The sequence below is a fragment of the Peribacillus sp. BM1 genome (genome assembly GCF_056679975.1).
Map to the genome: position 1 here is coordinate 3788033 of NZ_CM155259.1, position 12119 is coordinate 3800151.

The following is a 12119-nucleotide window of genomic DNA, read 5'->3' on the forward strand; positions in this document are numbered from 1 at the left end:
AGTAGATGTGGGATCTGACCCTTTCTTTTTTTTGGAAACCCTCTTTTTTCATATTTTTTATCTTAAAATCCATTCAGAAACGGGTTTTGATCCATTTCATCAGCAATGTTCGTAATCGGACCATGTCCAGGTAAGACAATCGTATCTTCTGGCAAGGTTAATAGCTTATCGTGAATGCTTTTCAGCAATTGCTGTTCATTGCCACCTCTTAAATCTGTGCGGCCTACGCTTTGTTGGAAAAGTACATCACCTGCGAAAATCATGCCTTCATCTCGTAAATAATAGGAAACACTTCCTGGTGAATGTCCTGGAGTTTCCAATACAGTAAAATGGAATTCGCCAAGCACCAAGTCAAATTCTGTTGTAATGGTTTGATCTGCAGGCTTTATTTCGATTGGGTTCCCCGGGGTAAATGATTGTGAGCCATTTAGATTTGCGTCTGCAAGCCACTTTGCTTCCTTTTCATGTAAGTATACGGGAATCTGGTAATAATCTCGAATAACATCCACAGCTCCGATATGGTCAAAATGAGCGTGTGTTAATAAAATCGCCATGGGCTGCCATTTTTTAGTCTGAATATACTGAATTAATTTATTACCTTCTCCGCCTGGATCGACAATTACACACTTTTCTGCTTTCTCTATGACGTAGCAATTTGTTTGTAACGGTCCTAAAGGAATCTGGTTCCACTTCAACATCTTCCACTCCTATTCTTAATTGCAAAACGGTTTATGATCATTTCACACAACTTCTAAGACATGATGTTTCATATTAGATTCGCGAGAAACATATAACGGTTTAAACCTATCATTTTTGAAAAAATAAAACCATTCATTTAACTTACAAAAAGAATATAGCGTAATAACGCCATCATTTACCATGAAGCATCAATCTAATTACAAAACCTGAATGGTGTTAAAACGCCACCAGTTATTATGAAGGATAGTTCATTAAACACGCTACACTCGCCTAATCATAATGGTGGCGGTGTGGAACCGGAATTTCAGCTGCTTTCTCAATAATATAAATGTACCCGCTAAGTAAGCTGGCTACATTAGTAAGCCGCGGAGACCCGTCCCCATGCCCTTCATACAAAAAGGTTCATTTTTAAACCTCGACAAACATCCAAAAAAACATTAAAATGTTAATATATGCAATCAAAATTACATATTCTAAAGTTCGTTATCAAATCTTTGGGTACATTATAAGTAAGCAAAGATTGAGAACAAAGGGGGCAAAAACATGGGATTAGTAATTATTTTCGCTCTAGTCGCAATATTGGGACTAGCTGCTACACTACGTGCATTTAAAGATAAAAACATTCTAGCGATTTTGTTTGCTGGAGGAAGTACAGTCGTATTTGGCTGGTTTGCCATTATGACTGTCATTAACAACGGCTTTCCAACACTGGTACACTAATTACTTAAAGCGCTAAGAATAAAGAGGCTGCCAATCGGCGGCCTCTTTATTCTTAGCTAATTTCAAATAAATGATTTACTGTTTTATTCTTCAAGTTAATAATTTTTTCAAATTGATTCCCATAAAGGCACCAAATACCATTCGGTGAACAGCTTAATGGTTCGTTTTCCGCTTTGGTAAGAATCACTTCTTCTTTTCCTGTCTTCCAGTTGAATACCTGTAAGGAAAATCCCCCAGCATATTGACTAACATTCGCCGCTTTTTCTGGTATGAAAGAGATAAATTGAGAAGTTTCTTCTCTCATGTCGAAGTAAGGAATTAGCCAATTTGAATAGTTTTTTAAATGTGGTGCTGAAAAACTTGTAATACGCTTGTTTTTATCAGTAAAAAAGCTATACGTAGCTTTATCATAGTTCTCACTTTGATCTTGAATCGTCATTAATATATGCTCTGTTCGAGTAAAGTAAATAACGTCAAGCATCATACTTTCCCGCTGATTCGAATGAAGATTCTTCTTCATAAGTGGCGCTTTTAAATTAGGCTCATCTTCATTCCAGTCTAGATACAGCAGGTCTTCCTTACTTCCCCACTTCACAAAGGGTTGTGGAAATTCTATCGTTTCAATCTTTTGTTCTTTCGTATTTATGATGTATGTTCGATATGACCAATCTTCAAAAAAACTAGAAAGAAACAACACACCTTGATCATGTATATTCCATTCATAAGCTAACTCAATTGATGGAACAGAAGCAGAAAAAGCCATTGTGCCATCATGGTTCAAAACTTCAATCACTGCTTCATTAGCCACTGGAGCTAAATGAACGAGCACGTACGATCGATCTGGACTAATACTGACATCCACAATATCTTCGGTTGGTTGATAAAAAACGCTTTTTTTCTGCGTCTGAAAATTCCAGCTCATCACCTGTAATTGATTATTTTCGCCGAGTTTTGCCGAATAAATAATGGTGGAGGAATCCAACCAGCCATACACTTGTACAATCTGTTCGTGTTTGTCGATTAGAAATTCAGGTATCTCATACTTGTCGTCAACGACAACGGGGTTTTCTAATTCTTTTTCTGGTTTCAGTGTTTCTTCATTCTTCGTGGCCTCACAAGCCGTTAGGAGAAGGAATATGGAGATGGTACATAATACAAAACAATTGTTTAAACGAATTGCCGGCAGTCCCGGTCGCAGTAATAGATGAACTACTGCCCTAAAAAATTTTTCAACCCCCACACCTCCTTTTTTACTAATGCTTTAGATATTCATTATAAAACAAAAAATCAACGAAAGCCCCCAAAAACTGTCACAAAATATTTTTTATTAATAAATGCAAAAAAAGAATGTCCCATAACGAAAGGGTCACACCCTTTCTTGGAACATTCTCTCATTGTGATGATTTATCAAAATCCATTAATTAGCGAAATGTTTTTTCACAAGCCATGCAGCTCCGATGACTCCTGCATCATTTCCAAGTGTAGCCATGCTAATTGTTGTTGATTTGCGAACCCGCTTAAATGCGTAGAGTTCAAAATAATCCCGAACTGGTTTAAGCAGTAAATCACCCGCTTTAGAGACCCCTCCGCCAATGACGATTTTTTCCGGATTCAAGATATTACCTGCCTGTGCTAAAGCAAGGCCTAAGTACTTGCTAACTTGCTGAATAACCTTTAGAGATATAACATCTCCTTCTTGTGCACATGTGAATAGGAGTTTCGATGATAAGCTTTCCCCATCATCTATTTTTTCTTGGAGCAAGGAAGGTTCGTTTGTTTTTTCCAAAGCTTCTTTTGCCAAACGAACGATTCCTGTCGCGGAAGCTACCGTTTCAAGACAGCCGGTTTTGCCGCAGTTACAAGGAGCACCTGCCTCTGGTACGACTGTGATATGACCTAATTCTCCACCTGCACCGCTTACCCCATGAACCATTAATCCGTTAGCAATGACCCCGCCACCGACTCCAGTTCCAAGTGTCACGCAAACGATATCCTTTGCCCCATTCCCTGCACCCTTCCACATTTCTCCAAGTGCTGCTATATTCGCATCATTATCAATGACAGCTGGTAGTAAAGTTTCCGTTTCCAGTAAATCCTTTAACGGGTAGTTGTTCCAGCCAAGATTAATAGCTTCATAGATTGAACCATTTACAGCATTTACAGGGCCTGGTGCCCCCATTCCGACCCCAAGTAACTTACTTTTAGACTCTCCTAATTCCGCCAATTTATCATCAATCGCTTTGGCAATATTGGTCGTGATGCGCTGACCATTATCTGAAATATCAGTTGAAATTTCCCATTTATGGAGAATTTCACCGTACATATTAATAATTGCGAGTTTCGTTGTGGTTCCACCCAAATCTACGCCCATTAGCCATTTATCCATTTATGTCACCTTCTACTTTTTTATTGAATGTTTATATACATCAACCCGATTACTTCTCATTCCGAAGCCTGAATCTCTTGTCTTAACAACAAAATAGCCATCTGGAATTCTTTAGTGTCCATTATACCTAACTTGTAGATTTCTCGAATCTCTACTTCCATCAGTTCAAGATCTGCGATTCTGTCACCTGTATAAATGAACGTTCCAAATCTTCTTAAGTATGTTTTAATATCATAAATTGTTTTCATGAATGTCCCTTTCCTAAAGTTGCTTTACTTAATTTATATTCTATATATTCTAGTAAAAGTATAGCGAATACATGATTAATCGACAAGTGAAAGCGCTTTTCTATAAAAAATGGCGGGGCTTCGCAAAATCAGCTCTGTACCGCCACCTTCATAAGGTGATACAGTTTATAAAACCTGCGAACCTTTTTATCCCAGTTTAACAGGCTACATTCCCCCACTAATGGAATTTTTACTTTATCGATGGGCTTTAGAACAGGCGCTCATAAATGTTTTATCTATTTGCAAAACAAAATATATTTTCATAGTTGTCCATCTTCATTCATAAGATAGAGTACCGTGATTTTTTTGGAGGTGCATAATGAAAATCGAATGGAAGCATACAGCCATTATATTAGTAACTGCTCTATTAGCTGCATTTTTTACCTTCGGATCAAAATCTGTCGAAGAAACCATTATTTTTTTCCCGATAGACCCTGACCTCCGCTTTACTACAGCTGATACGAATTTACGTGCAAAGCAAAAAGGTGCGTCACACTATCAAGTAAACTGGAAAGTCGAATCCACCTTAGCTCAGCCGGTTTATTTACGCCAAGATATTTCTTTATTATTTAGAAACGGCCGATTACTAGGACTTATAAAGGATTGGAAACAAAATCAAGCAAATTTATTACAAATAAAATCTTTTTCTGAAAAAGAAAGTGGTCTCTTCGAAAGCGTCAGTTTCCATTATGGAGAAGTTCATCCGAAAGAAAACACCTATACAAGTGTGCAAAAAATGAGTAAAGATCATCTTTATGCAATCCTCTCTCTCCAAAAGGACTTTCAAGTATTTCACGATCCGATCAATAATGAGCAAAAAAAATGGCAGCATACACTTGACAAGTACACAAGGTCTATTGTCGATACAGCTTATACAGACGTCCTGAAGCAATTCGGCATCCTAGAAAATCATTACACCGCATTACCATTAACGGATTTGCCAAACAGGACCCATGAACTACTTAAAAGTTTTCCAGCGGCACAGAGAGAAGAAATAATTGGAAAACTTTGGGAAGGACTATATAAAAATTATCTTTTGGGAATACAAAAAGAAGACGGAAGCATCCTAAATCCACTCGGCAGTACTATCCCAATTGTACTTGTTGCAAAAAATCACACAGAGCTTCTCATTCTATTGCAAACTAGCGACGGAACACCTATAGTGCTTCGGCAAAGTATATAAAGTGAAACTTCAATCAGTGGGGGGGTTCTTCATCTCCCACTGATTGTTAGTCCCGTTCTACTGTCGCTAAGATCTTCGCTATCGCTTCGATCAATCGACAGTATGAACCCGATTGGTTCAACTAAGCCTTTGAAGATCACAAAGGTAAGTTTCACTGTATCTCACCAATCGGGCTTTAACGGGTAGTTATCCCCCAACTATGCTTCTACGGTTCCTCTAGACCTTGAGGTGGGAGGTTTACTGCCCGTTAAAGCGGGATAAAAGTTATTTCTAAAGCACTCGCACGAAGAAAAATATTTATTCTTCATGCGAGGCTTTTTTCAAAGGTTAGCTTTAGTCAACTGTCTAAATCATTTATGTAAATCATGGGGAGGGACCCCCACGTATTAATTGGTACGCAAAGGCTATAGAGCATTTATTCCTAAAACCCTTATTATTTGCAAGATAGTGATACTTTATGGTGTTTCATTCAACTGATTCAATTTTTTTTGATATTCTTCTTGATCTGGAGAAAGATCAACCGCTTTTTGAAACTGGCTCTTCGCTTCTTCCACCCGATGTAGCTTATAATAGCATAAGCCTAAAATGTAATGAGCTTGATGAAATTCCGGATTTTGCATTACGGACTCTTCGTAATTCATTGAGGCATCTTGATAATTACCACGCTCAAATTCAATATTTCCTAATACAAATGAAGAAAACGGATGAGTTTCCATTTTATCAATACTAGTCGTTAACAGTTCGTATGCTTTATCACTATCTCCAGCAGTCATATATTCTCGGGCCAAACTCCCTGTCGTTTCATCATCAAAGTATACAGATTGATTCCTATCACTATAGGCGTATTGAAGCAATCCAAAGGTAAGGATAATCGTAGCACCCGCAAATAATAGTTGTTTAATGTTTGGTTTATGTTTAGGGAGATGGACGATACCAGCAGCCAAGAAGCCGCCGACCAACCCACCAATATGCCCGGCATTATCAATTCCTGCCACTGAAAAGCCATAGCCTAAATTGATTGCAATCAAAATAATAATATTCATGCCCATCGTTCTAAAAAATAATTTCGGGTATATGATGCCAAAATAGAGTAAAGCACCAAAACAGCCAAAAATAGCGCCACTCGCTCCCGCAGAAACGGACGGCGTAATAATCAAACTGGCTAATGATCCACCAAAGCCTGCTACCAGATAAATGATTAAAAATCGGATATTTCCATAAAGCCGTTCAACTTCCGTTCCAATAAAATAGAGAGATAGGGAATTCATCAATAAATGCATAAGGCCAATATGTACAACAATTGGTGTAAAAAAGCGCCACCATTCTCCGGACAGAATATAAGGCGAATATTTAGCTCCATAATCCACTAGTGTTTTTGTATTCGTGCTTCCACCATTCATTTCCATTAATAAAAAGATGATAATCTGCATCGCCATAAAAATATATGTAAATAAAGGTTTCCCTCTTTGGAATAGCTGTTGTTCTTCCTTTGCTTGTTGAACAGAACCCGCTAGAGCAACTTGTTTTACCTTGCTAATCCTTTGTTCGTCAATTTCCTCATCAGGTGGAAATTCAATGGAAAGAGACTTAGTAAACATCGTTTCAAGCTCATTTATTCTGTCAGTATAGGCAGCTGTACTTACGATTTGTGAAGTGACTGTCGTTTTGTTTGCCATCCTTTTCTTGTCAATAAATTCATATTCATCTACAGGTTCAAACTCTGTAATATACACATTCAAAACATCCAAAGGCTTTTTAATAAGTTTTCTCCTTATTTGTTCACCAATTAGAGTGGCTCTGTCAATATCACGCTTTAACCAATTCGCCCAATCAAGATCATGACGAATGATTCTAACAACAGGAAACGCCTTGTCTTTCTCTGTTTCAAGCCATATTTCTTGATGATCGTCAGATATCGTAACCATTCGATAATGATATTGAACTGTAAGCTGTTTAATAATCGACCAATATAGATAATCCTCCTTAACTGCCAATACTTTCCCCACTTTCTTATTGCTAATTTATGTATTCTTGCTTACCCTTTCTCTTCACTATAGTAGATTTAATTGTAATTGTACAAACAAACGTACATCAATTGTTTCGTTTTTTTGTTATTCAAAAGCAAGAGCCTTGCTCAATCTATAGACATTGAAAAATATAGATTCGCATTAAATTGATTGGCTCTACTCTCGAAAAAATTGCTATTCATAATGTTCTTCTTAGCTCCTAAAAAAGGGCTGATCCCCACTCCTATAAGCTTAGGAGATACAGAATCAGACCCAAAACCTGCCTTACGAATAATTAGTACCATTTCCCCCACTAAAGAGGCCTTGCAACATCTTCTCACGTACAGCACGTGATCCAAATGTTCCCGAAACTAGCAATTTACGCAAAAATGAATTGGCTAAGATCAGATTCATCAAGCGATAACGACAATGATATCCAAAATACACTACCATGCCAATCATCATTATTTTCATTATTGTTCGAAGCATATCCATCCCTCCTATCCCTAGTGTGGCGAAATCAAGACTTTTTATCCGGGTTTAACAAGCTGTAATACCCCCACCTCAATTTTCCCGAGAAAAACAAGCAATAAATAGGTGGGGATAAACAGCCTGTAAATCCCCGATTGGTGAGATACAGTGAAACTACCGCTGTGCTCTTCAGTAGTTTAGTTCATTAAATCGGGTTCGTACTGTCGATTAATCTAAGTTTCATTTTAAGTGCGCGTTCAAAAAGGAGGATAAAAAGAGCAGAGAAGTTCTGCGAGCACATCTCAACAACCTTTCAAATATGTAGGAATACGCGAGAACCAGACTTTCACAGGATGTGCTGACTTCTGTGTGGCTCGTCATGACGTGCGCGACTTTCAAAGAAGGTCAAAAATACGCTTTGATGCAATTCACAAGCTTTTTTACCGGATTTTTGAACATTCTCTTTATATGCATAAGAAAAAGTATTAATTCTCGGCGCTATATACATGAATTGGTGTAATAATTTTTGAAACGGGGATATCATGACATTCGATAGGCAAGTATTCCATTAACTGAAGTTCGAATGCAAGTGACAGTAGCTTGCCTTTATAATCGGAAAGAAAACGGTCATAGTATCCGCCACCAAAGCCCAATCGGTACCCTTTTCTTGTAAACGCTAAACCCGGTACGATTAGTAATGAGAGGTCTTCCTTAGTTGCCTGCTCCGTCGCCAATACGGGCTCCTGTAAGCCAAAATAAACCGTCTCTAATTCCGAGAAGCTGGTTATGTACCTGAAATCCAATTCTTTACTACTTGGCTTACATTTCGGAACCGCTACGCGTTTTCCTTCGAGCCAAGCTTGTTCAATAATAAATTTTGTTTCAGGCTCCGGATGAACCGCTACAGTAATACCAATCGTTTCTGCCTGCTTCCATTCTTTTAGCGCGAATACTTTCTGTGCAATTTCACGCGAAAGCTGGGTATGCTCAATCGTAGACAAACTTGATAATCTTCGTTTCATTTCTTCACGAATTTCCCGCTTATTATCTGTCATGTAGAATACCGCCTTTCTTATGTTTTAACATGTAATCACTTAACTTAAATGAAAAGATCGTTAATTAAATTCTAATTTTTCAGTTAATTAAATTCTTATTGTACTACATTTTGTATAGCTCCAACCATTTTTCTACAAAAAAAAAACAACAGGAGAAAACCCTGTTGCTTACTTTGTTTCACGGTGTGTAGTTGAACGTTTTTCTCTTGAGCAGTATTTTTTAAGCTCAAGACGATCTGGATTATTACGTTTATTTTTTTTAGAAATATAGTTACGATCTCCACATTCAGTGCAAGCTAATGTAATATTCACGCGCATGTGTATTTCCCTCCAAACATATTGTCGTTTTCACATAGGACTTTTCTATAATAGCATTTTTTCTATACAAATGCTAGTCTGTTTTTTGAGAAATATTATCATAAAATACTTCTATTAACGGGGCAGAGCAGAAAGTAATTGATCATGCATAAACAAGGCTTCCTCTTTGGTGTTTGTGTGGATGACCCAAGCGACTGCTTCAATACACTCATCAGGTTGAATTTCCGGTTCTAAGGAAAAGATGCTACTCACTTCTCCTTTTGCAAGCGGTGAATAGGACAGTATTCCTTCTTTAAGCGATTTAAAGCAGCCATACTGATACAAGCTCCCTTTTCCTTGAATACAATATTGCGAGATCCCCTTTCCTTTTACTACCCCACCAAGCAAGGAGATTGATTTTTTGCCAATGTGTAAAATTGCCTTCTCTCCTGGGCAATAAAAGGCAACATTTTGAGGATCACGCATGTTTTCATAATGAAAAACCATTTTAGGTGATTTTAAAAAAGCAGATGTATTTTTAATCGTGCATCTCACAAATGATATATGCTGTTTTGAAAAAGATTGAATAAGAGAACGCATTTGCCCCCCTGTATTGACAGCCATTTCTTCTTCAGAATACCAGTCAAATTCTCCATCAATCCATATTCCAGCCTTTAATTGTTTCCGGAAGCCATGTGACTCAGATCCCTTGGGTAATGTTTCGTAAGTTGATAAAGTATTCATCATGATTCTCCCCTTTTCATTTAATGTAAGCGCTTCAATATATTAACATTTAAGTAAGACCTACAACTTTCGAGCTGTGTGTCTGTTCAATAGTTAGAATAGTCAGTTTTTTATTACTCTAATCGTAGCACTGAATAGCATTCCATACAATGAACGCATTTTGTCGAATTGCATAACTCCCTTTCCTTCTAGGTAAATTAATCAAAAAATATTTTCTAATACGTATTTATTAGGTTTTTCCATTTAAATTCGACAACGTTTCAGTAACTGATTAGACAAATACCGGTTTATTTTTTATAATTATGCTCATTGTTCCAGAAACTTGCCCAATTTCGCAAAAAAGTGTGGTAAATTAAGAATTGTGACCGAACGACTAAATAGCTAAATGCCTTTGTCTTAGCCACCTTTGATTCGCATCCTTAGTTCAACGTAGTATTTGTCTACTTTCACTCGAAGCGACGGTATCAAGGGGTTTAAACGATCAGAAAGACCCAATTAAAAAAATGCAGAGGTGAACGTATGGAATATCTACTAATTGGTCTTTTGGTATTTTCCAGTATTCTTTTACTAATTTCCTTCTTCACAAAAGATCATGCAAAACTTGAAGAAGAAATAGAGCAAATGACCATTACGCATATGCAAGACATGTATCAAATTAAAAAGAAAATCAAAATATTAGAAGAAGAACTACTTATTCAAGAAAATCCTCCATCGTATACAGTACATAAACCAAACAACACTGCTTCACAGATCAATGAAATTCTTAAAAGCCAAGTGCTCTCACTGTATCAACAAGGGATATCACTTGAGCAAATTGCCAAACAATCTACCTTATCGATGGATACGGTCATCACAGTTATTGAAGATGCAACAAAAGCGAGGATCAAAACATGAATAAATCGACAATTCGAGCATTTGCAGCAGGAATCATATTCACGTCTGCTCTTGTTGGTGGCTATTCATATGTATTTCCTATTGAAAAGAAAGCCTCTTTAACCCTTGAAGAAGCGAAAGTGATGCTGCAACATAACGGATACAAAATCCAATCTGCTGAAACTAGCAAAAAAGAGTCTACAAGCAAGCAGCAGGTCAGTGAAACCATTTCTGATGCTACTAAGAAACGAGCGGTACCTATACAAGCTGAGAAGCCATTTGCTGTTTCTTATACGTTAACTGTGGAATCTGGGATGACACCTGAGAAAATAGCAGAGGTTCTTGAAAACGAGGGCATTTTCGAAAATGGTGTAGTGTTTCTCCAATACTTGAAAGAAAATCAATTAATCAAGCGCATTCAGATTGGACAATATACATTTACACCTAATATGGAACTTACCGAAATTGTTAAAATGCTGACTGAATAGTGAAGAGAATATCTCAAAAAAGGGTCAGACCCCGCAACAACTCAATACAGAGTGCGAGGTCAGACCCTTTTCATTAACCAAATCTTCCACTAATATAATCTTCTGTCCGTTTATCAGTTGGGTTTGAAAAAATTGTTGTTGTATCACGATATTCGATAACCTCACCGCTCAAGAAAAATGCCGTACGGTCAGAAATACGTGCAGCTTGCTGCATGTTATGCGTAACGATGATAATACTAAAGTCATTTTTTAGTTCCTGAATTAATTCTTCCACTTTTAAAGTCGAAATAGGATCCAGTGCAGAAGTTGGTTCATCCATCAAGATGACATCCGGCTCAATGGCAAGGCAACGAGCGATACAAAGACGTTGTTGCTGTCCACCTGAAAGGCCATACGCATTTTCTTTTAGACGGTCTTTCACCTCATCCCAAATCGCTGCACCACGTAAACTTTTCTCAACAATTTCATCAAGAACCTTCTTATTTTTGATTCCATGGATTTTGGGACCGTACGCTATATTTTCATAAATAGACTTTGGAAATGGATTTGGCTTTTGAAACACCATTCCTACTTGAGTACGTAAATCTTCCACACCGTATGATTTATCTAAAATATTACGACCTCTGTATTGGATTTCACCAGATGTTTTTACACCAGGAACCATTTCAATCATGCGGTTTAGCGTTTTAATATACGTCGACTTTCCACACCCTGATGGTCCAATGATAGCGGTAACCTCATTTTCATACAAATTCAAGTTGACGTTTTTTAAGGCATGTGTACTTCCATACCATAGGTTCAAATCTGTTGTTTTATAGACAAATTCTTTTTCCTCATGGGTCTTTGTAGTTATTCCGTCTTGTTCATTTTGGGATCTTAATACTGTTACATTCATTTGCTGTTTCCTCCC

Annotated in this window: 14 protein-coding genes; 4 read left to right on the top strand and 10 right to left on the bottom strand. The window is 37.4% G+C overall.

What is annotated here, in order from left to right; genetic code table 11:
- Window positions 1-62: 62 nt before the first annotated feature.
- Window positions 63-695 carry an MBL fold metallo-hydrolase gene (locus AC1MGI_RS18200; protein ID WP_480349860.1) on the bottom strand — a complete coding sequence of 211 codons (633 nt, stop codon included), beginning with the start codon at window positions 693-695 and terminating at the stop codon, window positions 63-65.
- Window positions 696-1242: 547 nt separating this feature from the next.
- On the opposite strand from AC1MGI_RS18200, the gene AC1MGI_RS18205 reads away from it, so the two are divergent.
- Complete coding sequence (locus AC1MGI_RS18205; RefSeq protein ID WP_082674971.1) at window positions 1243-1419, top strand: DUF2759 domain-containing protein; 177 nt, start codon at window positions 1243-1245, stop codon at window positions 1417-1419.
- A gap of 52 nt (window positions 1420-1471) precedes the next feature.
- On the opposite strand, the gene AC1MGI_RS18210 is transcribed toward AC1MGI_RS18205, so the two are convergent.
- The 3 genes from AC1MGI_RS18210 to AC1MGI_RS18220 all read right to left on the bottom strand — a co-directional run bounded on the left by AC1MGI_RS18210 (window position 1472) and on the right by AC1MGI_RS18220 (window position 4053).
- Window positions 1472-2659, bottom strand: a complete 1188-nt coding sequence (locus AC1MGI_RS18210) for a YqgU-like beta propeller domain-containing protein (protein ID WP_480346799.1) — start codon at window positions 2657-2659, stop codon at window positions 1472-1474.
- Between the two features lie 177 nt (window positions 2660-2836).
- Window positions 2837-3805: an ROK family glucokinase gene (locus AC1MGI_RS18215; protein WP_480346801.1), complete on the bottom strand. Its 969-nt coding sequence runs from the start codon at window positions 3803-3805 to the stop codon at window positions 2837-2839.
- Window positions 3806-3861: 56 nt separating this feature from the next.
- Complete coding sequence (locus AC1MGI_RS18220) at window positions 3862-4053, bottom strand: YqgQ family protein (protein WP_062178030.1); 192 nt, start codon at window positions 4051-4053, stop codon at window positions 3862-3864.
- Window positions 4054-4411: 358 nt separating this feature from the next.
- Between AC1MGI_RS18220 and AC1MGI_RS18225 the strand changes: the two genes are divergently transcribed.
- Window positions 4412-5275: a hypothetical protein gene (locus AC1MGI_RS18225; protein ID WP_480346803.1), complete on the top strand. Its 864-nt coding sequence runs from the start codon at window positions 4412-4414 to the stop codon at window positions 5273-5275.
- A 455-nt stretch (window positions 5276-5730) separates the two neighbouring features.
- Here the strand turns inward: AC1MGI_RS18225 and AC1MGI_RS18230 are convergent, their stop codons facing one another.
- From AC1MGI_RS18230 to AC1MGI_RS18250, 5 genes are all read right to left on the bottom strand, one after another.
- A complete protein-coding gene (locus AC1MGI_RS18230) occupies window positions 5731-7269 on the bottom strand; it encodes a rhomboid family intramembrane serine protease (RefSeq protein WP_480346805.1) in 1539 nt (512 codons plus the stop codon).
- A 297-nt stretch (window positions 7270-7566) separates the two neighbouring features.
- A complete protein-coding gene (locus tag AC1MGI_RS18235) occupies window positions 7567-7770 on the bottom strand; it encodes a hypothetical protein (protein WP_062178023.1) in 204 nt (67 codons plus the stop codon).
- Window positions 7771-8237: 467 nt separating this feature from the next.
- Window positions 8238-8807, bottom strand: a complete 570-nt coding sequence (locus AC1MGI_RS18240; protein WP_480346808.1) for a 5-formyltetrahydrofolate cyclo-ligase — start codon at window positions 8805-8807, stop codon at window positions 8238-8240.
- 168 nt (window positions 8808-8975) lie between these two features.
- Window positions 8976-9125, bottom strand: a complete 150-nt coding sequence (rpmG, locus tag AC1MGI_RS18245) for a 50S ribosomal protein L33 (RefSeq protein ID WP_028391797.1) — start codon at window positions 9123-9125, stop codon at window positions 8976-8978.
- Window positions 9126-9239: 114 nt separating this feature from the next.
- Complete coding sequence (locus AC1MGI_RS18250; protein WP_480346809.1) at window positions 9240-9851, bottom strand: hypothetical protein; 612 nt, start codon at window positions 9849-9851, stop codon at window positions 9240-9242.
- Window positions 9852-10367: 516 nt separating this feature from the next.
- Here AC1MGI_RS18250 and AC1MGI_RS18255 point away from each other — a divergent pair.
- Together AC1MGI_RS18255 and AC1MGI_RS18260 are read left to right on the top strand one after the other, a co-directional pair.
- On the top strand, window positions 10368-10742 hold the full coding sequence (locus AC1MGI_RS18255; RefSeq protein WP_480346811.1) for a hypothetical protein: 375 nt from the start codon (window positions 10368-10370) through the stop codon (window positions 10740-10742).
- Window positions 10739-11209 carry a hypothetical protein gene (locus tag AC1MGI_RS18260; RefSeq protein WP_480346812.1) on the top strand — a complete coding sequence of 157 codons (471 nt, stop codon included), beginning with the start codon at window positions 10739-10741 and terminating at the stop codon, window positions 11207-11209. The genes AC1MGI_RS18255 and AC1MGI_RS18260 overlap by 4 nt, the downstream gene beginning before the upstream one ends.
- Window positions 11210-11282: 73 nt before the next feature.
- Here AC1MGI_RS18260 and pstB read toward each other — a convergent pair whose 3' ends face one another.
- Complete coding sequence (pstB, locus tag AC1MGI_RS18265) at window positions 11283-12104, bottom strand: phosphate ABC transporter ATP-binding protein PstB (protein WP_480346814.1); 822 nt, start codon at window positions 12102-12104, stop codon at window positions 11283-11285.
- Window positions 12105-12119 lie beyond the last annotated feature (15 nt).

Coding starts and splice junctions, on each gene's coding strand:
- AC1MGI_RS18255 (WP_480346811.1), top strand. CDS start 10,368: ATGGAATATCTACTAATTGGTCTTTTGGTATTTTCCAGTATTCTTTTA.
- AC1MGI_RS18205 (WP_082674971.1), top strand. CDS start 1,243: ATGGGATTAGTAATTATTTTCGCTCTAGTCGCAATATTGGGACTAGCT.
- pstB (WP_480346814.1), bottom strand. CDS start 12,104: ATGAATGTAACAGTATTAAGATCCCAAAATGAACAAGACGGAATAACT.
- AC1MGI_RS18220 (WP_062178030.1), bottom strand. CDS start 4,053: ATGAAAACAATTTATGATATTAAAACATACTTAAGAAGATTTGGAACG.
- AC1MGI_RS18235 (WP_062178023.1), bottom strand. CDS start 7,770: ATGCTTCGAACAATAATGAAAATAATGATGATTGGCATGGTAGTGTAT.
- AC1MGI_RS18225 (WP_480346803.1), top strand. CDS start 4,412: ATGAAAATCGAATGGAAGCATACAGCCATTATATTAGTAACTGCTCTA.
- AC1MGI_RS18250 (WP_480346809.1), bottom strand. CDS start 9,851: ATGATGAATACTTTATCAACTTACGAAACATTACCCAAGGGATCTGAG.
- AC1MGI_RS18260 (WP_480346812.1), top strand. CDS start 10,739: ATGAATAAATCGACAATTCGAGCATTTGCAGCAGGAATCATATTCACG.
- AC1MGI_RS18240 (WP_480346808.1), bottom strand. CDS start 8,807: ATGACAGATAATAAGCGGGAAATTCGTGAAGAAATGAAACGAAGATTA.
- rpmG (WP_028391797.1), bottom strand. CDS start 9,125: ATGCGCGTGAATATTACATTAGCTTGCACTGAATGTGGAGATCGTAAC.
- AC1MGI_RS18215 (WP_480346801.1), bottom strand. CDS start 3,805: ATGGATAAATGGCTAATGGGCGTAGATTTGGGTGGAACCACAACGAAA.